18 protein-coding genes and 1 riboswitch are annotated in these 19,120 nt (G+C 67.6%); of the genes, 7 read left to right on the top strand and 11 right to left on the bottom strand.

From position 1 onward, the window contains the following. Positions 1–15: 15 nt before the first annotated feature. A complete protein-coding gene (locus tag QFZ65_RS17825; protein WP_306912074.1) occupies positions 16–1,311 on the top strand; it encodes a DNA glycosylase AlkZ-like family protein in 1,296 nt (431 codons plus the stop codon). Positions 1,312–1,344: 33 nt separating this feature from the next. Here QFZ65_RS17825 and QFZ65_RS17820 read toward each other — a convergent pair whose 3' ends face one another. Next, positions 1,345–1,848 carry a nucleoside deaminase gene (locus QFZ65_RS17820; protein WP_306912073.1) on the bottom strand — a complete coding sequence of 168 codons (504 nt, stop codon included), beginning with the start codon at positions 1,846–1,848 and terminating at the stop codon, positions 1,345–1,347. Between the two features lie 61 nt (positions 1,849–1,909). On the opposite strand from QFZ65_RS17820, the gene QFZ65_RS17815 reads away from it, so the two are divergent. The 3 genes from QFZ65_RS17815 (at position 1,910) to QFZ65_RS17805 (ending at position 3,865) form a co-directional block, all read left to right on the top strand. Beyond that, a complete protein-coding gene (locus QFZ65_RS17815; protein ID WP_373427618.1) occupies positions 1,910–2,770 on the top strand; it encodes a phosphatase PAP2 family protein in 861 nt (286 codons plus the stop codon). Between the two features lie 12 nt (positions 2,771–2,782). Further along, on the top strand, positions 2,783–3,418 hold the full coding sequence (upp, locus tag QFZ65_RS17810) for a uracil phosphoribosyltransferase (RefSeq protein ID WP_306912072.1): 636 nt from the start codon (positions 2,783–2,785) through the stop codon (positions 3,416–3,418). Between the two features lie 81 nt (positions 3,419–3,499). Beyond that, positions 3,500–3,865 (top strand): VOC family protein, encoded by a 366-nt coding sequence (locus QFZ65_RS17805; protein WP_306912071.1) that lies wholly within the window; start codon positions 3,500–3,502, stop codon positions 3,863–3,865. Positions 3,866–3,971: 106 nt separating this feature from the next. Here the strand turns inward: QFZ65_RS17805 and QFZ65_RS17800 are convergent, their stop codons facing one another. The 5 genes from QFZ65_RS17800 to QFZ65_RS17780 form a co-directional block, all read right to left on the bottom strand. Next, positions 3,972–5,924 (bottom strand): glycosyltransferase family 39 protein, encoded by a 1,953-nt coding sequence (locus QFZ65_RS17800; protein ID WP_373427646.1) that lies wholly within the window; start codon positions 5,922–5,924, stop codon positions 3,972–3,974. 9 nt (positions 5,925–5,933) lie between these two features. Next, positions 5,934–7,916, bottom strand: coding sequence for a glycosyltransferase family 39 protein (locus tag QFZ65_RS17795; RefSeq protein WP_306912070.1), 1,983 nt, complete (start codon positions 7,914–7,916; stop codon positions 5,934–5,936). Further along, positions 7,913–9,346, bottom strand: coding sequence for a bifunctional glycosyltransferase family 2/GtrA family protein (locus tag QFZ65_RS17790; protein ID WP_306912069.1), 1,434 nt, complete (start codon positions 9,344–9,346; stop codon positions 7,913–7,915). The genes QFZ65_RS17795 and QFZ65_RS17790 overlap by 4 nt, the downstream gene beginning before the upstream one ends. A gap of 215 nt (positions 9,347–9,561) precedes the next feature. Beyond that, positions 9,562–10,371: a hypothetical protein gene (locus QFZ65_RS17785; RefSeq protein ID WP_306912068.1), complete on the bottom strand. Its 810-nt coding sequence runs from the start codon at positions 10,369–10,371 to the stop codon at positions 9,562–9,564. Continuing rightward, positions 10,372–10,554: riboswitch (cyclic di-AMP (ydaO/yuaA leader) on the bottom strand. A gap of 241 nt (positions 10,555–10,795) precedes the next feature. Continuing rightward, positions 10,796–10,972, bottom strand: coding sequence for an FCD domain-containing protein (locus tag QFZ65_RS17780; RefSeq protein WP_306912067.1), 177 nt, complete (start codon positions 10,970–10,972; stop codon positions 10,796–10,798). 9 nt (positions 10,973–10,981) lie between these two features. On the opposite strand from QFZ65_RS17780, the gene QFZ65_RS17775 reads away from it, so the two are divergent. Then, positions 10,982–11,329, top strand: coding sequence for a carbohydrate ABC transporter permease (locus QFZ65_RS17775; protein ID WP_306912066.1), 348 nt, complete (start codon positions 10,982–10,984; stop codon positions 11,327–11,329). A 98-nt stretch (positions 11,330–11,427) separates the two neighbouring features. On the opposite strand, the gene QFZ65_RS17770 is transcribed toward QFZ65_RS17775, so the two are convergent. From QFZ65_RS17770 to QFZ65_RS17760, 3 genes are read right to left on the bottom strand one after another with little or no spacing between them, the layout of a single operon-like run. Next, positions 11,428–12,186, bottom strand: coding sequence for an SDR family NAD(P)-dependent oxidoreductase (locus QFZ65_RS17770; RefSeq protein ID WP_306912065.1), 759 nt, complete (start codon positions 12,184–12,186; stop codon positions 11,428–11,430). A gap of 28 nt (positions 12,187–12,214) precedes the next feature. Next, complete coding sequence (locus QFZ65_RS17765; RefSeq protein WP_306912064.1) at positions 12,215–13,060, bottom strand: fumarylacetoacetate hydrolase family protein; 846 nt, start codon at positions 13,058–13,060, stop codon at positions 12,215–12,217. Between the two features lie 57 nt (positions 13,061–13,117). Beyond that, the gene (locus tag QFZ65_RS17760; protein WP_306912063.1) at positions 13,118–14,089 is read right to left on the bottom strand and encodes an aldo/keto reductase; all 972 of its coding nucleotides are present in this window, start codon (positions 14,087–14,089) and stop codon (positions 13,118–13,120) included. A 241-nt stretch (positions 14,090–14,330) separates the two neighbouring features. Between QFZ65_RS17760 and QFZ65_RS17755 the strand changes: the two genes are divergently transcribed. Continuing rightward, positions 14,331–15,074 (top strand): FadR/GntR family transcriptional regulator, encoded by a 744-nt coding sequence (locus tag QFZ65_RS17755; RefSeq protein ID WP_306912062.1) that lies wholly within the window; start codon positions 14,331–14,333, stop codon positions 15,072–15,074. A 72-nt stretch (positions 15,075–15,146) separates the two neighbouring features. Here the strand turns inward: QFZ65_RS17755 and QFZ65_RS17750 are convergent, their stop codons facing one another. Together QFZ65_RS17750 and QFZ65_RS17745 are read right to left on the bottom strand one after the other, a co-directional pair. Continuing rightward, complete coding sequence (locus QFZ65_RS17750; protein WP_306912061.1) at positions 15,147–16,733, bottom strand: cell wall metabolism sensor histidine kinase WalK; 1,587 nt, start codon at positions 16,731–16,733, stop codon at positions 15,147–15,149. A gap of 3 nt (positions 16,734–16,736) precedes the next feature. Further along, entirely contained in the window at positions 16,737–17,477 is a 741-nt protein-coding gene (locus QFZ65_RS17745) for a response regulator transcription factor (RefSeq protein WP_306912060.1), read from the bottom strand. Positions 17,478–17,717: 240 nt separating this feature from the next. Between QFZ65_RS17745 and QFZ65_RS17740 the strand changes: the two genes are divergently transcribed. Then, entirely contained in the window at positions 17,718–18,584 is an 867-nt protein-coding gene (locus tag QFZ65_RS17740) for a hypothetical protein (protein WP_306912059.1), read from the top strand. Positions 18,585–19,120 lie beyond the last annotated feature (536 nt).

The raw sequence follows: 19,120 nt of genomic DNA, 5'->3' as shown, positions 1-19,120 counted from the left end.
GTGGACAATGACCCCATGACGCCAGAGCAGCTCACCGCGCAGCCTCCCGCCGTGAAGATTCCTTCAGCCCGGACCCTCACGCCCGGGCGGCTCCGCGCCTGGGCCTGGCACAGGCAGGGCCTTGACGGTTCCCTCGCCGGCTGCACGGCCGAAGAGGTCTTCGCGCGGGCCGGCTGGGCGCGCTCCGTGGGCGGGGCAAACCCGTACCTGACGCTCTTCGCCCGAGCTGGCATCCGCCGGAAGCAGGTCGACGCCGACGTCCTCGCCCACCGGATCCTCGAACTGCCCGCGGCCCGCGGCTGCACCTATGTCCTGGGCCGCGAGGACTTCGGCTGGGCCCTCAAGCTGGGCAAGGATGCCGCCGAGGCCGTCCGGGTACTCGGACGGCTCGGGGTGGACAGCGGCGAAATCACCCTGCTGGAGGAACAGATCCTGCACACGCTCGCCGAAGCGGGTGCGCCAATGGACCCCCGCCAGCTGAAGGACGAGCTCGGCGATTCGGTGCGGAACCTCGGCGAAGAAGGCAAACGCAAAGGTGCAGCCACCACGCTGCCCACCGCCCTCGGCATCCTTCAGTCGCAAGGCCGTATCCGCCGGGTCCCGGCCAACGGCCGGCTGGACCAGCAGCGCTACAGCTACGAGCTCTGGAACCTGCCCGCCAGCCCAATGGCCGAAGGCGAGGTGCACGCGGAGCTCATCAGCCGCTACCTGACCTGGACGGGCGGCGCCACACTCAAGCAGTCCCAATGGTTCACAGGCTTCACGGTGGCCCAGACCAAGGCGGCGCTGGCCGCCGTCGACGCCCTGGAGGTACCCACGGCCGCCGGCGCCTCGCTGTGGATGCTGCCCGACGACGTCGGACGGCTGGCCGATTTCGAGGAGCCGGCCGAGGAACAGATCCAGCTGCTCGCAGGAACGGATTCCCTGATGCTGCTGCGCCGGAATGCCGCGGAACTGCTGGTGGAGGAAGGCCCTGAGGGGAAGAGCCTCGACAGGCCGGTGCTGGCTTCGCTGGCACTGCAGGCTGACCTTCCGGACCATCCGATCCTGGACCGGGGCCGGATCATCGGGCTGTGGCAGTTCGAACCGGGCAAGGAACGCATTGTGCCCTGGCTGTTCCACGGTCCGACGCCGGCGGTAACCCGCCGGATCGCCGAGGTGGAGGCATGGATCCGCGAGGACCTGGGCGACTTCCGGGCCTTCAGCCTCGATTCGCCGGCCACCCGGCAAAAACGGATCGACGGCCTGGTGGCAGCCGCAACAGGCTCCGCCGCAGCGGGCTCCGCAAGCAGCCCCGCCGTCGGCAAGTAAGCCGGCAGCCGCGGAAGGCATGAGGCCGGTGGATCACTTGCCGCGATGGCCGGCGAAGAAGTCCCACAGCAAGCCAGCACACTCGGGCGCGCGGACGCCGGCGTACACTTCCACCCAGTGGTTGAGCCGGCGCTCGCGGAGGATGTCGAACACGGAACCGGCGGCTCCGGCTTTCTCGTCCCAGGCGCCGAAGACCACCCGCGGAATCCTGGCCAGCACCACGGCCCCGGCGCACATGGCGCAGGGCTCCAGCGTCACCACCAGGCTGCAGTCCTCCAGCCGCCAGCCGTCGTCGCGCTGGCCGTCCTCCGTGCGCCGTTCCCGCAGCCGTGCCGCTGCCTCGCGGATGGCCACCATCTCCGCGTGCGCCGTCGGGTCCCCCAACGCCTCCCGTTCGTTCCGGCCGGAACCCAGCACCACGCCGTCGGGCCCGATCACGACGGCGCCGATCGGCACGTCATCGGTGGCCAGCGCCTTGCGCGCTTCCGCGAGGGCAAGGCCCATCCATTGGGCATGCCGTGGCTCCGGGGACGTCATGGCTCAATGATAGTTTCGACCGTAAGCAAGCTGTGCAACACGAGGGATCGGAGAGGCGGCCGTGAGCACCCGAACAGAGAGCCGGCTGACGCAGCGCTGGGGCAGATGGGTGGTGCCGTACGCCGCCCTGTGGATCACGATGCTCATCGGCGGCGTGGTGGTGGTGAGCCTGGCCCTGTGGAGTGCCGAAGTGTACGACAACGTGGTGGACGACGCCGGGCTGGCCAACCTGGACAAGCCCACGCTGGCGTTCATGGAACAGGTGCGCAACCCTGCGCTGGATGCCTTCGTCACCGGCTTCACCAACATCGGCGGCGGAGTCGGCATGCCCATCCTCGCCAGCATCCTCACGGCCTGGCTGATCTGGGCCTCCCGGACCTGGCGGCCACTGATCCTGATCGGAGGCGCCGCCGCGGTATCCACTACCGCCACCACCCTGGGCAAGAAACTGGTTGGCCGGACCCGCCCGGACCACGCCGACGCCGTACCGCCCTATGAAAACTCACCCTCCTTTCCCAGCGGCCACACGCTCAACACCACGGTGGTGATCGCGCTGGTGGTCTACCTCGCCTGCCTGCAGCTACGACGGACGGTCGTACGCGTCGGCCTGATCGCGGCCGGTGTGATCTTCATCGGTGCGATGGGCATGAGCAGGGTCTTCCTCGGCCATCACTGGATGACGGACGTCATCATGGGGTGGGTGTTGGGGCTGGCCTGGGTGGGGATCGTGATCATGGCCCACAGGCTATTCCACGCGCTGCGGCACCGGGAACACGCGGGTCCCGCTCCCACGTTCGACCATCCCGCCCACCTTCGCGACGGCGAAGCGGCAGCCAGCGGCGGATCCGGCATTGCCCGTCCCGCCGCGACGGGCACTCCCGATACGCCGGGCCCCTCGGGCGGATCCTCAGCAACCGGGTGATAGTTTTGACCAATGCGCACTCTCGTTGTGGACCACCCGCTCGTCGCCCATAAGCTCACCGTCCTGCGGGACAAGAACACCCCGTCCCCGGTCTTCCGGCAGCTCACCGAGGAACTCGTCACCCTCCTCGCGTATGAGGCCACCCGCGAGGTGCGCACCGAGCCCGTCACCATCGAGACGCCGGTCAGCACCACCATCGGCACCGCCTTCACCAAACCCACCCCGCTGGTGGTTCCCATTTTGCGCGCCGGACTCGGCATGCTCGAGGGCATGACCAAGCTCGTGCCCACGGCAGAGGTCGGTTTCCTGGGCATGGCCCGGGATGAGGAAACCCTCGACATCATCACCTACGCCGAGCGGCTCCCCGAGGACCTCACCGACCGCCAGATCTTCGTCCTGGACCCGATGCTGGCCACTGGCGGAACCCTACGCGAGGCCATCAAGTTCCTCTTCAAGCGCGGCGCCTCCGACGTCACCTGCATCTGCCTGCTCGCCGCCCCCGAGGGTCTGGCCAAGCTGGAGGAAGAGCTCTCAGAGGCCAACGTGACGATTGTGCTCGCTTCCATCGATGAGAAGCTCAATGAAAAGTCGTACATTGTGCCCGGCCTCGGTGATGCCGGCGACCGCCTCTACGGCATCGCCGGCTGACAGGCTGCCGCCCCTAGGGCTTCAGGTCGCACGGGACGGCCAGGGTTCCGGAAAGCACGGCCCCGGGCTACCCTGACCTCCATGGACTGGAAACTCGAGCTCGTGTTTGTCCCCGTGTCCGATGTGGACCGCGCCAAGGATTTCTACGTCAACAAGGTCGGGTTTAACGCCGACTATGACGAGCGGCCCAGGGAGGGCCTCCGCTTCGTGCAGCTGACCCCGCCTGGTTCCGGCTGCTCGATCGCTATCGGTGAAGGCCTCAACGACGCGCCATCAGGGACCGCGCCCAGCCTGCAGCTCGTCGTCAGCGACATCCACGCCGCGCACAAACAGCTCAAGGACAACGGCGTGGACGTCAGCGACGTCGATGTCCAGGAGTGGGGGCACTTCGTCTATTTCTCGGACCCCGACGGCAACAAGTGGGCCGTGCAGTACATCCCGCGCTGAGCCCACGTGCTTGGCGGGCTCAGTCGGCCGCCGGCGCCGGGCCGGCGCCGCGCCCGCGGCGTGCCCGGCCGGCTCGGTCGGCCGCCGGGCGTCGGGGCGGCGGTGCTCAGCCGGCCAACAGGTACACGGTGGTGCCGCCCACACTCTGCGCGGCGTAGTTCGCCTGCACCCACGCCCCGATCTGGGCGGCGGCGTCTGAACCGGTTACGCCCTGCGTCATCCGCCCGGCAATGAAGTAGTGGATCTTGCCCTCGGCCACGAGCTGCTGGAATTTGGCCAGCGTGGGCGCCGGATCCGTGCCGTTGAACCCGCCCACGGCCATGACCGGCAGTTCCGTCGCCAGTTGGTACCCGGCGGCGTTGTTGGAGCCAACGACGGCGGCTGCCCAGGTGAAGTTCCCGGCGCCGGTTTTCAACGCCTGCACCATCGCCGCCGACGGTGTGCTGGCGCCGAGCAGGCCGCCCATGGCACCGGCCCCGCCTGCCGCGCCACGGGCCGGGCCCGTCCCGGTGCCGCCCCGGCCCGGCGCCAGGGCACCGGCGGCCGCGGCGGCGCTCCTGCTGTTCACGGCCGGCCCGGCGCTCACAATCGCACCGCTTTGCGGGGTGGCTACGGTGGCGAGGGAGTAGGCCAGAGGGCCGGCGAGGACGGCAGCGATGGCGACGGCCGCCGTCGTGCGGGCGATTGTCCGGAAACCGCGGAGCCGCGGGGCGACGGCGGTCACGATCAGCAGGCCACCGGCGGCCAGCGCGCCGGACAAGACCAGCCAGCGCAGCCAGGGCAGGAAGGCGGGCGTGCGGGCCAGAAGCTCGGAGGCCATGAAACCCGACGCCACGACGGCGGTGGCGAGCACCGCGCCCGCCACCGGCTGGTCCCGGCGCTGCCACAGCAGGACGCCGCCCAATCCGGCCAGCCCAGCGATCCCTGGCGCCAGGGCCACCATGTAGTAGGGGTGGATGATGCCGGCCATCAGGCTGAAGGTCAGGCCGGTCACTGCCAGCCAGGACGCCCAGATCACCACGGAGGCCCGCACAACGTCGGTGCGCGGGGCGCACCGGCCCAGCCAGAGCAGTCCGGCGCCCAGCACCAACGCCGAAGGAAGCAGCCACGCAGTCTGGCCGCCGAACTCGCTGTTGAACAGCCGGAACAGTCCCGGCGTTCCCCAGCCGTTCCCGCCGCCCACACTCCCGGTCTCCTCGCCATTGAGCCGTCCCAGGCCGTTGTACCCGAAGGTCAGTTCCAAAATGGAGTTGTTCTGCGAGCCGCCGATGTAGGGCCGGGCTTCCGCGGGGATGAGTTCGACGGCGGCCAGCCACCATCCTGCCGCAGCCGCCATGGTCCCGGCCGCCCCGAGCAAGTGCAGCACGCGCTTGCCGAAGCCGGCCGGGGCCGCCAGCAGATACGCCGCGGCGAAGCCAGGGACCACCAGCAGGACCTGCAGCTGTTTGGTCAGGAAGCCCAGGCCCAGGAACACGGCGGCGAGCAGGAGCCAGCGCAGGCGTGCCTCCTGGATCGAACGGATGACGGCGTAGGCGGCCGCGGTCATGAGCAGGACCAGCAGCGCATCAGGGTTGTTGTACCGGAACATGAGCGCAGCCACGGGGGTGAGCGCCATAACCGCGCCACCCAGCAGTCCCGCGATGTGGGCGAGGCGTGCGTCGGCAGCGGCCGGAGCGGCGGCCCGGCGCACGGCCAGGTACAGGAGCCAGACCGTCCCGGTTCCCAGGAGGGCCTGTGGAACGAGGATGCTCCAGGAACTAAGTCCGAACAGCCGCACCGACAGGCCCATCAGCCAGAGCGCGGCCGGGGGCTTGTCGACGGTGATGGCATTGGCGGCGTCGGAGGAGCCGAAGAACCAGGCGGTCCAGTCCTGCGCCCCGGCCTGGGCCGCTGCGGAGTAAAAGGCGTTGGCCCAGCCGGAGGCTCCCAGGTTCCAGAGGTAGAGGGTGCCCGTGGCCAGCAGCAGCAGGGCCAGTTCCAGTCGCTGGCGGAGGCCCGTGCCGGCGGTAGCTCGGGTGAATGTCTTGGTCACGGCGGCCTTGGTCTCAGCGGTCTTGATCACGGCGGCCTACTGGTTCAGTTTGTAGACGGTGGTGCCGCCGACGGATTCGGACTGGAAGTTTGCCGCGACCCAGGCTGCCACCTCGGAATTTCCTCCGCGGCCGCCACCGCCCATTCCGCCCCCGGAGATGAAGTAGCCGATTTCACCGCGCCCCACCATGGCCTGGAACTGGGCAAGCGTGGGGTAGGGGTCCCCGCCGTTCCAGCCGCCGAGCGCAATCACGCTGGTGTCGGTGGCGAGTTCCAGGCTGGCGGCCTGGGTGGCACCGGAGACAATGGCGGACCACTTTGTTCCGGCCGACTTCAGTAAGGCGGTCAGCTCGGTTGCGGTAGATCCGGTCCCCATCCCGCCCGGGGCGCCAGTTGAGCCGCCGCGGTTCACCCCTCCCATCCCGCCGCCCATCGCTGAAGCGGCGGGGCCGGAGGTGGGGATGGAACCGGAGTGCGGCTGGGCCGCCGTCGCCAGCGTCCACGCCGTCGTCCCCAAACCCCCAGCCAGCAGCGAGACGGTGACGACGCCCGCCGCCACTGCCTTGCGGAACCGGGCCGGAAGGCCCGGAAAGCTGTCTACCCGCAGGACAAGGGCGACGGCGGCGAGGAAGCCGAGGACGACGGCGGCAACCCTGAGGCCCGGGAGCCAGGCGGGATCGCGGCTCAGCAGTACCGCGGACCAGACGGAGGCCGCCAGGACCGTGGCGGCCAGCACGATGCGGGTTGGCCAGTAGGCCCGTCCGCGCCACAGTTCCACCGCTCCTATTCCGACCAGGGCAGCCACCGCGGGGGCGAGGGCCACCGCGTAATAAGGGTGCACGGTGCCGCCCATGAAGCTGAAGATTGCCGCGGTGACCAGAAGCCAGCCGCCCCAGAGCAGGAGCGCCGCGCGCGTGGCGGTCCGGGCTTCCCTGCGGGTGAACCACAATCCGGCGACGAGCAGGATCAGGGCCGCCGGCAGCAGCCACGACACCTCCCCGCCGAAGCTGGCGCCGAACATGCGTGTGATCCCGGTGGCTCCGCCGAAGCCGACGTTTCCGCTGCCACCGGGCATCCCGCCGCCTCCCGGTGTGTCGCCGCCGGAGCCGGTGATCCGGCCCAGGCCGTTGTAGCCGAAGGTGAGCTCGAGGAAGCTGTTGGTCTCGGAACCCGCCATGTACGGCCGGGCCGACGCCGGGGTCAGCTGGAAGAGGGCAAGGTAGCTTCCGGCCACCACGGCGATGCCCGCGGCCGCGCCGAGCAGGTGCAGCACCCGCCGGCCCAGGGTGGCGGGGGCCGCCCACAGGTACGCCAGCGCCAGGCCCGGCACAATCAGGAATCCCTGGAGCATCTTGGCCAGGAACGCCAGGCCGATCACAGCTCCCGCCGCCACCAGCCACTTCCAGCTCGCCTTCTCGATCGCCCGGGTGGTGAGGTAGGCGGCGAGAACCAGGCACAGGGTCAGCATGGCGTCCGGGTTGTTGAAGCGGAACATGAGCGCCGCCACCGGCGTGAGCGCCAGCGCGGCGCCGGCCAGCAGGCCCGCCGCGGGGCCGGACACGCGTTTGACGGCCAGGTAGAGCACGCCCACGGCCGATACGCCCATGAGGGCCTGCGGAATGAGCATGCTCAACGGCGAGAATCCGAAGATCCGCCCGGCAAGCGCGGGAATCCACAGCGCCGCCGGCGGTTTGTCCACGGTGATGGCGTTGCCGGCGTCGAGGGAGCCGAACAGCAGGGCCGTCCAGTCCTGGCTGCCGGACTGGATGGCGGCGGCGTAGAAGGAGTTGGCGTAACCCGTGGCTTCCAGGTTCCACAGGTACAGGGCCGCGGTGAGCACCAGCAACAGCGCGGCCGAGGGGCGGACCCAACCGGCCTGGTTTCCGAACAGCAGCCGTGCACGGCGGCTGTGGTCCGGCCGGGCAGGACGCCGTGCCAGTACGTGGCCCAGTGCCGGGGCGTCGGGAACTGGGGTTGCGCCGGTGACGGGCGCGGCGTGGGAATCGAGGCTGGCGGTCATCTTGCTTTTGCCGTTTCTGTGTGCTTCTGGGAGGGAGCTGTGTTGCCCCAGCCAGGGCCCGTGCGTCGGACGCCGGGGCGGAACACCACCAGGCGGAACAGGAGGAACTTGATGGCCGTGGCGGCGAGATTCGCCACGGTGACAGTGACGATCTCCAGCCAGCGGTCCGGCGTACCGGCCGCGCCGCTGTGAACCAGGGCCAGCGCGCCTGAGGTCAGGGCCAGCCCGATGCCGAACACCAGCAGGCCTTCGAAGTGGTGCCGGGCCGCGAGGCTGCGGCCCTGGATGCCGAACGTGAAGCGGCGGTTCGCGGCCGTGTTGGCCACGGCAGTGACGAGCAACGCCAGGAAGTTGGCGAGCTGCGGGTCCATGATCCCGCGGCAGCTGAGGAAGATCAGGAGGTAGGCGAGGGTGGAGGCCACCCCGATGCTGCCGAAGCGGACCAGCTGGCCGAAGAGGCTCCCGCGGAGGCTTTGTTCCTGCGGCCGGGATGCGGCAGGGAGCGGACCGCGGGCCATGGCAGCGCGCAGCTCGGGAATGGGGATCCTGCCGGATAGCAGGTCCCGGCCTAACCGGGCCATGCCGTGCAGGTCGGCCAGGGCTGTCTGGACGATGTCGACGCTGGAATCCGGGTCGTCCGTCCAGTCGACGGGGACCTCATGGACGCGCAGCCCGCAGCGTTCCGCGAGCACCAGAAGCTCAGTGTCAAAGAACCAGGCGTTGTCCAGCGTGTGCGGGAGGATCTGCTGCGCCACATCGGCGCGGATGGCTTTGAACCCGCACTGGGCGTCGCTGAAGTGGGCGCCCAGGAGGGAATGCAGCAGGAAGTTGTAGCTCCGGGAGATAAATTCGCGCTTGGGTCCGCGGACCACCCGCGAGTTCCTGGTCAGCCGGGTGCCGATGGCCAGGTCCGAATGCCCGGAAATCAACGGGGCGAGCAGGGGGCCAAGTGCCGCGAGGTCGGTTGACAGATCCACGTCCATGTACGCGAGGACCGGTGACGGGGAGCCAAGCCACACCTTCCGCAGGGCGTTGCCCCGTCCCTTCTCTGCCAGATGGACCACGGTGACTTCGCGGAGTTCCCGCGCGACACGCTCCGCAACCTGAAGGGTGCCGTCAGTGCTCGCGTTGTCCGCCACCGTGATCCTGAAGCTGTGCGGAAAGGACTCGGCCAGGTGGGCTTGCAGGCGGCGCAGGCACTCCTCAAGGTCCTGTTCCTCGTTGTAGACCGGGATGGTCACGTCCAGCAGCGGCAGCCCGACGCCGGGCCTGACGGGTGCGCGCCGCGTTTCCGCTGCGGCCGGCGGCTCAGGGCGGAGACCGGCGCCCGGAACGGGGCCGCCGGGCACCAGCAGGGTGCTCGGCGCCAGGCCGCCCGGGGCCGTAGCGCTGTGCGGCAGGGTTTCTGTGGCGTGGTCGGTGAACGTCATGGCTCAACTGTGGCGCCGCCTCATATGAGGGCTTTAGCGGCAAGCTGTGCAAGTGCTGTGCAAGTGGAAGGATGCAAGTGGAAGGATCCGGGCAGGCACCAGCCGTGCACGCTAAAGACGCGCCGGAAGGCACGAACCGGAAGGCACGAAAAGCCCCGGATCGAAGAGGATCCGGGGCTTTCGGGCTACTGTCTACGCTGATGCTGCCTTGCGGCTTAGTACCAGTTGTTCGCGTAGTGGAAGTTCAGGGCTCCACAGGGGGAGTTGTACCGCTCCTTGACGTAGTTGAGGCCCCAGTTGATCTGGGTCCGGTAATTCGTGCGGAAGTCTGCGCCGGCGCTGGCCATCTTCTCGGCGGGCAGGGCCTGGACCACGCCGTAGGCACCGCTGCTGGCGTTCGTGGCCGTGGTCTTCCAGTCGGATTCCTTGGTCCAGAGCTTCGCCAGGCACTGCATCTGGTCGGGCCCCCATCCGTAGGAGGCAAGCTGGGACGCAGCGTAAGCCTGTGCGCCGGCGGGGTCATCGACTGCAACAGGCTCCGGGGCCGGGGCAGGAGCGGGTGCCGGAGCTGGAGCCGGGGCGGGGGCTGGTGCTGCGGCTGGTTCCGGCACGGCCGCCGGGGCTGCGGGTACCGGCGCTTCAGCCGGCGTGGCGTCAGCGGAGGTAGGCTGGGCGCCGGCCGGGGCAGGCGCAGCGGTGGTTTCAACAGTTGGCGTCGGAAACAGCGAATCGTCCCGAACCCGTTCGAAATTGAGGGGCGTCACCGGGGTCGCCGTGATGGCGGATGCACCGGTGCTGCCGGTGGCTTGCGGGCTGGCCGTGGACTCGGTTGCCTGTCCGGCCGCTCCAACGCCGAGCAGGACCGCACAGACGGTGACGACGACAGCGGCGCGGCGCCCGGTGTAGCCCATGCCTCTGGCGAACCCGGCCGGGCCGCGTCTGGCCGGCTCGGCACGATGGCGTGAATGCGTGGCGTGGGTTGCGGCGTCGCCGTCCGGGCGCGTTTGTACCTTGATGTCAGTCATGATGCCTCTCAACTCCTACGGAGTTAGCTGTCGGGTGCGGATGGGAAATCCGGCCGCACGGATGCTCACGTGTCGGCTTAACCCCAAGGGTCCATGGATGCAGGGTGCCCGGGAACTTGGGTTCCCCGTCTCTGCCTGGTCCAGCGGAATCCGGGAAGCGGCAGAGTTTGGCGTAATCCGGATGTGCGGTTCCAATTGCGACCGCACTCTATCGACCGTACAGGGTATTTCCGCTAGAGTCACATTTAGGTAACGGAAATCACGGTAGCGGCGTGTCGCTCTTGCGCTGTGAGAGGGTGCGGCCCGGCGATTCTTCCTGCCGCGCAACGCCGTTTGGACGGTTCCGCGCACTCGATGTGGCCGCGCGTCTAGCGGGCTAGGAACCCGTCGAAATGGCGGCGCGGCAGGATCAATTCTGCGGATGTCAGTCCTGCGGCCGAGGGGCCGGGCGGAGCTTCTTGAGCCAGAACTCCGTCTGGGCGATATGGGCAGCCGCCGCGGTGGCGGCCGACGACGGATCACGGTTCGTTATTGCCTCGACGATTGCGCGGTGCCCCGCATTGCTGCTCGCCCGCACGGCCTGGCCGTCCTCTCCGTCCATGATGTGGAAGTGACCGTCGCGGGAACGGAAGAAGAAGCTGCCATGATCGATGGCTGTTCACGGCTGGGTGCCCTGTTCAAGGTGCTGGTTCCGGTCATGCTGCCCGGCGTCGCGGCAAGCTTCATCTTCAATTTCGTGAACTGCTGGAATGAGCTCTTCCTGTCCGTGACGCTCATGAACAGCGACTCCAACAAGACCATTCCCACGGCCCTGGCCGGCTTCATCTCGAGCTTCAACATCGACTGGGGCTCCATGTCCGCCGCTGCGGTCCTGACGGTAGTGCCAACGCTGGCAATCTTTGCCTTTGCCAGCAAGTTCATCGTGCAGGGACTGACGGCCGGTTCCGTAAAGGGCTAAGCCTGACAGCCCCACGGATCTCAGCTGCGCACAGTGAAAGGCCGGCACCCGCAGGGGTGCCGGCCTTTCATGGCCCGTGGTTAGTTTGTGCTGCCGGTCTAGGAAGCGGCAGGGCTTGGCCGCAGACGCAGCGCCTGCATGCCCCCGTCGACGGCGAGGTTCACGCCGGTGGTGGAACCGGCCAACGGGCTTGCCAAGTAAACGATCGCGGCTGCAACCTCCTCCGGGGTTACCAGCCTGCCGTGGGGCTGGCGGGCTTCCAGCGCCGCGCGCTCAGCGGCCGGGTCCGGGGCGGCGGAGAGAAGCCTGCTGACCCACGGCGTGTCAGCGGTGCCTGGATTCACGCAGTTGACCCGGATGCCCTCGTGCAGGTGGTCGGCGGCCATGCTTAGCGTCAGCGACAGCACCGCACCCTTGGTGGCGCTGTAGAGCGCACGCTGCGGAAGCCCGGCCGTCGCGGCGATGGAGCACGTGTTGACGATGGCAGCGTGGCGGGACTGGCGCAGGTAAGGAAGGGCGGCCCTGGAGGCCCGGACCATGCCGAGCACGTTGATGTCGAACACCCGGTGCCATTCGGCGTCGTCGTTGGTCTCGATTGTGCCTTGGGCACCCACGCCGGCATTGTTGGCCACGATGTCGAGTCCGCCCAGGCGTTCCGCGGCTTCCTTCACGGCGTGGCGGACGGCCGCATCATCGGAAACGTCGCATCTGATGGCGGTCAACCCGGCGCCGGCCTGCTCGGGCTGGAGGTCAAGTACCGCCACGTCGGCGCCGCGCTCTTTGAGGAGCAGGGCTGTGGCGGCCCCGATCCCGGACGATCCGCCGGTGACAAGTGCCTTCAATCCCGCAAACTCCATTGTTTGGTCCTTTCGTGTTCGGGCTTCTCTAGCCCTGGAAAAATTCCTGCCGCTGGCGTCCGAGTCCGGCCACTTCGATGTCGACGACGTCTCCGGCCTTCAGGTACGGGAAACGGCCGGACAGGGCCACCCCTTCGGGAGTGCCGGTGCAGATCAGGTCACCCGGCTCGAGGACCAGGAACTGGCTGAGGTCGTAGATGACCTGTTCCACCCCGAAGATCAAATCGCGTGTGGAGGAGTCCTGCCGGATCTCCCCGTTGACCCAGCTGCGCAGCTGAAGGTCGCCGGAGTCGATCTCGTCCGGCGTCACCAGGTACGGCCCGGTGGGGCAGAAGCCCGCGCAGCTCTTCCCCTTGGACCACTGTCCACCGGACACCTCCAGTTGGAACGTCCGCTCCGAGAGGTCGTTGACGGTGACGTATCCGGCGATGCGGTCGAGGGCCTGACCGGGGGATTCCAGGTAGGACGCCCGCCGGCCGATGACGACGCCCAGCTCGACTTCCCAGTCAGTCTTGGTTGAACCGCGGGGGATGGCGACAGCGTCGAAGGGTCCGGCCACGGTGTTCGGGGCCTTGTGGAAAATGATGGGAACTGTTGGGGGATTCGATCCCGATTCCGCCGCGTGCGCCGCATAATTCATGCCGACGCAGATCACCGACGACGGCCTGGCAATCGGTGCACCGATCCTGGCTCCGTCGGCGGAGAGTTCGGTGAGTTCCCCGGCGGCGAGGGCCGCGGCTGCACGCCTCGGTCCGTCCGATTCCCAGAAGTCGGCGTCGATGTCCGCCGTCACCTGCTCCAGCGAGTAGTACGTGTCATTGTGCAGGACAGCAGGGATCTCTTTGCCGGGTGCACCGATGCGCGCAAATTTCATTGGTTCTTCTTTCTTTCCGTTCGGGTGATGTCAGCACAAGCTGCAAGGGGGGCCTGGTCAGGTGATCAGGCCGTTCCCGCGCAGCTCGTTCCAAAGGGATTCGGGGACAGCCTGCGCCGCGAGTTCGAGGTTTCGCTGCACCTGCTCCGGTGTCCGCATTCCCAGCACGACACTAGTCACCGCCGGATGCTGGTACGGGTACTTCAGGGCCGCAGCGGGGAGCGTGGTGCCGTGCGATTCGCAGATGTCCGCCAGCAGGTTGGCCCTGTCCAGCAGTTCCTTCGGTGCCGGCGCATAGTTGTAGGTTGCGTCGCCGGCCGGCCGGTTCTTCGAAAGCAGTCCGGAATTGAAGACTCCTACGTTCACCACGCCGACGTCCCGCTCCAGGCAGGCCGGAAGTAGGTCGTCCGCGGCGCCCTGCTCCAGCAGGGTGTACCTGCCGGCGAGCATGACGACGTCGATGTCTGTCTCGGTGACGAACCGGTGCAGCATCTGCGACTGGTTCATGCCCGCTCCCCAGGCGCCGATCACGCCTTCGTCCCGGAGGGCGGACAGTGTGGGCGCGGCGCCCTCGACTGCCTCGGTCCAGTAGTCATCAGGGTCATGGATGTAGACGACGTCGATCCGGTCAGTTCCGAGCCGCTGCAGGCTCTCCTCGATGGAGCGCAGCACGCCGTCGCGGGAATAGTCCCGGACGCGGATAAGCTCGTCGGGGACGTCGTAGCCCTCGGCATCCTTGCCCTGCGGTGACGGGTTGGGCCGCAGAAGCCGCCCGACTTTGGTGCTGAGCACATAGCTGCTGCGGTCCTGCCCCGCCAGGGCCTCGCCGATCCGGCGTTCCGACAGCCCTAGCCCGTAATGCGGTGCCGTGTCGAAGTAGCGGATGCCGCCCTCCCATGCCGCGGCGACGGCGCCGACCGCTTCCTGGTCGGCCACGGGCCTGTACAGATTGCCGATGGGCGCTCCGCCGAAGCCGAGTACCGGCAGCCGGACGTCCGTCCCGGGGATGGTGCGGGTCTCTGCTTGCATAATCAGTCCTTTACCTCGTCTGTGGGTAGGTCCAGCCGGTACGTGCGGACGGCGCTAGCCATCGCTTATCAGGAGTGGATCAACGGCGGAGTCGACGCTTGCAACTTCGCAAGTTTCATCCGATGTATTAAGCAGTATTCGATGAGAGTATAGGAGTTACAGGGCATTTCCAAGCAATACATCCGACCAAATCCTTCGTTGTGCAGCGTCCGGCAAGTAGCCGCTAAGAAAGGGGACTGCCATGTCGAACGGCCCGATGTCCCAGACCGACGTCGTAATCTCTGGCGTAAAACGCATGCTGTCCTCACGCCGGCTCAGCCCGGGGGACCGGCTGCCCATTGAGAAAGACCTCGCGGCGGAGCTGCAGGTGTCCAGAGGCTCGCTGCGCGAAGGTGTCCGCGCGCTGTCCACGATGGGAATCCTGGAAACGCGGCAAGGTGCGGGGACGTTCGTGACTCGGCTGGAGCCTTCGGCGCTGCTCTCCGCGATGGAATTCTGGGTAGGCCTGCAGGACGGCGTACGGGCCAATCAGGTGCATACCGTCCGCAGGGCGCTGGAGACAGAGGCGGCCGCCGCCGCGGCCGTCTCCATCAGTGAGGAGCAGCTGCAGGAGGCCGAAACGATCCTCGGACGGGCACATTCGGCCATCCATGGAACACCCATCGACCACGATGGCGCTTTGCAGTGCGACATTGAGTTTCACCGCGTGGTAGCAAAGGCTTCCGCAAACCACGTCTTGTCCGCCTTGATCGAGACAGTCTCCACCACGACGATCCAAGGTCGGATGTCGCGCTCGATCCATGACACTGACGGATTGCTCGCGACGCACCGGGAGCACCTCGCGATTCTCGATGCGCTGCGACGGCACGACGTGGACCGGGCCAGGATGCGGATGGCCAATCACCTGTATGCCGTGGAGGACTACGTCACGGCCATCTCGGCCCCGGAGTTCGAGGAGCCGGCCGCCGGCGGGGAGTTGCGGTAGGTAACGCGCTCCGCCGCCTGGCGGCGCGGCCTGCCTTTTCGCCGGCCGCGCGGGGATGCAGGAGCCCGAAGACTAAGCCTCCCGGGGACCACCGGGAAGCCGCACGGCAAACTCGGTCCGGCCCGGCCGGGAGGTCACCTCGACGGTGCCTCCGTGGGCTTCGACAATGGATTGCACGATCGAGAGGCCGAGCCCGCTGGTCCCCTCGGAGGTGGGCGCCGCGGCCATAGTCGGAGCTGCGGGTCCGCCGGCCATCCCGGATCCGGCGGACCTGCCGGGACCGCCCGCGGCCGCCGCCGAAGCAGCCGGGTTCTTCCGGGAGGCGTCGGCACGCGCGAAACGTGAAAAAACCTGATTCAGGAACTCGGCGGGGATCCCGTCCCCGTTATCGGTCACCGTGACCACGGCGCTTCCGTCGGCTGACCGCATCACACCGGTGACCACCGTGGTCCCGGGCGCCGTGTGCTTGCGCGCATTGGACAGCAGGTTGGCCAGCACCTGGTGAAGCTGCGTCGAGTCGCCCCGGACCACCACCGGTTCCTCCGGGAGTTCCAGGCGCCAGGCGTGGCCGGGCGCCATGACCTTCTCGTCGCTGACCGTTTCGACCGACAGCTGCGTCAGGTCCACATCGGTGAGCTTGAGCGGCTGTCCCTCGTCCAAACGTGCCAGCAGCAGCAGGTCCTCCACCAGGGCAGTCATCCGCTCGGACTGGCTTTGCACGCGGGCCAAGGATCGCTCGCCGTCCGGCGTAAATTGCTCGGTCATGCGCATCAGCTCCGTGTAACCGCGGATGGAAGTGAGCGGGGTTCGCAGCTCGTGCGAAGCATCGGCCACAAACTGGCGGACCTTCATCTCGCTGTTCTGCCGTGCCTGCAGTGCGCTCGAGACGTTGTCCAGCATCTGGTTCAGGGCGTAGCCCACACCGCCTACCTCCGTGCCGGGGTGCGCGGCCGCCGCCGGAACGCGCACGGCAAGGGCCACCTCGCCGGCGTCGAGCGGAAGCCGGGAGACCTTGGTGGCGACCTCGGAAAGCTGTTCGAGCGGCTTCATGGTCCGCCGGATCAACGCAGTGCCGGCCAATCCGATAACCACCAGGCCGCCGGCTGACACCACCACCATGGTCCAGACCAGCGAGGCCAGGGTGTTCTGCTTCTCCGCCAGGGGGAGCCCGGTGACAATCACGTCCCCGTAGGGCGCCCGCACTGCGGTGAGCCGGTACGCCCCAGAGGAGAGGGTCCGGTCAACGGGTGCGCTGTTGGGAGTGAGCGCGAGCAGGATCTGGCTGTCCTCGGACGAAAGTGACTTGCGTGTGGCGTCGCCGGCCAGGAAACCCGCACTGCTTACGACGCCGTCGAGGATCCGGGCGTTGAGGGTACCGATGCCCTGGCCCCTGGCCTCCAACGGGTCAGGACGGCCTCCGGAGTTGCCTGCGGACGGGCGGCCGAAGTCGCGGGCCCGGTCCGAGGCCTGCGCCAGCTGGGTGTCGAGCTGGCGGGTCAGGAACAAGTCCATGGACGCGTAGCTGAAGAGGCCGACCGCGCCGCAGATGGCCACCAGCAGGGCCATCGCGACCAGGACCAGCCGGGTGCGCAGATGCCACGTGGACGGGTCGCGCCAGTTGCGCCCGGGAGTCCGGACCTTGCCGGAGAGGCTGGACACGGATCAGTCCGCCGGCTTCAGGACGTAGCCTGCGCCGCGGACGGTGTGGATCATCGGTGGGTGGTTGACGTCAATCTTCTTGCGGAGATAGGAGATGTACAGTTCGACGATGTTGGCCTGGCCGCCGAAGTCGTAGTCCCAGACCCGGTCCAGAATCTGCGCTTTGCTGATGACGCGCTTGGGGTTCTCCATGAGATAGCGCAGCAGTTCGAACTGCGTAGCCGTGAGGTGCAGCCCTTCGCCTGCGCGGGTTACTTCCCGGGTGTCGACGTTGAGCACAAGGTCACCGACCACAAGTTCCGCTGAATCCATCGCCGCTACTCCGGAGCGTTGCACCAGGCGGTGCAGGCGCAGCAAGACTTCCTCCATGCTGAACGGCTTGGTGACATAGTCGTCACCGCCGGCAGCGAGGCCGATGATGCGGTCATGGACGTCGTCCTTCGCGGTCAGGAACAGGGCCGGGACCTCGGGTGCAAAGGCGCGGATCCTGCCGAGCAGTTCGACGCCGTCGAACCCGGGGAGCATGACGTCCAGCACCAGCACATCGGGGCGGAAGTCTTTGGCGAGCTTGACTGCTTCGGGCCCGTCGGCAGCGACGGCCACGGACCAGCCGGCCATCCGGAGACCCATGCTCATAAGTTCGGAGAGGCTGGGTTCGTCGTCCACCACGAGGGCCCGGATGGGGGACCCGTCCGGGTGGGTGAGCTGGGGAAGGTTGTTGGTCATGGAGTGCGAGGTGGCCATGGAACAACTCTCTGTTCTGCCGATGAGGCTGGGCTTTGGGGATCCTGTGGGGAACCTGTGCATCCCAGCCTAGCCAGCTGGGTGCCGCGGCGATGCAGTGAGGGGATGCAGGGAGATCGGAGCGGCTTGTCACAGCCCAGGCTGTCACGCCGCACAGCGCGGGCACAGGGTCGGTGACCACTCTGGAGCTGGTCCCGATTCCTGTCGCGATCATCATCTCTTCCTTAAGGAGCACGCACCATGAACGGACAGCGCAGCGGAGCCGACGGGCAGCCGGACGGTTCCGTCCCGGAGATCGCCCGAGACGAAACTACGACGCCGACGCCGGTCTCCTCGCCTGCCGGCACCACCGCACCGATGGTGGAGGGGGGGGGTGCTCCGGCCCGGGAGCCTGCTGGCCCTGCTGAGGGCTGGGGTGCTCCGGCGGCAAGGCAAGGCAACGGTTCCGCAGCTCAAGCGTGGACGGTGAAGCGCGGTCTCGCCGTCGCCGGTGCTGCGGCGGTCCTCGCCGCAGGAGCGGGAGTAGGCGTCTACGCCCTTACCTCAAGTAGATCCAGCTCGGCCGCGGCTGGAACAACCGGCGCATCGGGCAGGGGACTGGTCGGCCCGGGCAACCAGGGATCGGTCCAGGGTGGGCCGGGCACGCAGGGCGAGTTTGGGGACGTGGCTGCGCCGGGCCAAGGCGGAGCCGGCAGCATTCCGCCCGACGGGATGGCTGGCGTGAGCGGGCTGTCCGAAGCAGTCCATTCCGAATACGTCGTCCTGCAGGGCAGCGAGTACGTCACCAGGGCAGAACAGCTCGGCACCGTCACGGAAGTCAGTTCCGGGGCCCTCACGGTCAAGAGCAGCGACGGTTTCAGCCGCAGCTACGCGCTGGCTGCTGACGTGCTGGTCACAAACCAGCAGCTGCGGCGCCAACAGGCAGGCAACGCCGGCTCGCAGCTTACCGCGGCCGACATCGTAGCGGGCGGGACGGTGCGCATTGCGGCCACTAAGAACGGCAGCGACTACACGGCTGAGTCCGTGATCGTCACCGCGACGACGGCCGGCAGCACCACCGGGGGCACCACCAGGGGCGTCACCGCCGGCGCCGGAAGGGTGAGTTAAACGGACGGAGCCCCTCGGCCACGTTCCTCGCGGCCCTCTTGGCACGAAAAAAGGCATGACCACGTTGTGGACTGTAGACATGGAATTGATAAGTATGCGCACGTTTGGTCCAAGCGGCAAGCGTTGAACGATTCTGCGGATGAAGCCCGCCGGAGAAAATATCCTTCGATAGAAGCGCCTCACGTCGGGCTTTTGCGGAAAAACTGCAGATCTTTGCTTGTCCGCCCAGAATTGTGATGTGCACTACATTCAGCGGTTTTGTCTCACTATGCGGACCGTGACGTCCTTTGTTACTTGCTAGTTCTTATTGTTACGTTGCACACTTTCAATTGTGAACAAGAACTCAACAGCACCTGCAGCCGCAGCTTCCTGGATCAGCACACCCGCTGAGTTCGAGATGCGCTGTTGTCGAATGCACGCCTAACTTTTACACCCCCGAAAGTTTTTAGGCATTCGCCCCAAGCCCAGAGTCGGGCGTCCCTCCCCAGTTCCATTGCGGGGAAACCAGCATTCGAGCCGCGATGACGGCCATTCAC

It is taken from the genome of Arthrobacter sp. B3I9 (assembly GCF_030816935.1).
In the GTDB taxonomy this organism is placed as follows: domain Bacteria; phylum Actinomycetota; class Actinomycetes; order Actinomycetales; family Micrococcaceae; genus Arthrobacter.
This window is presented reverse-complemented; position numbering and strand designations above follow the sequence as displayed.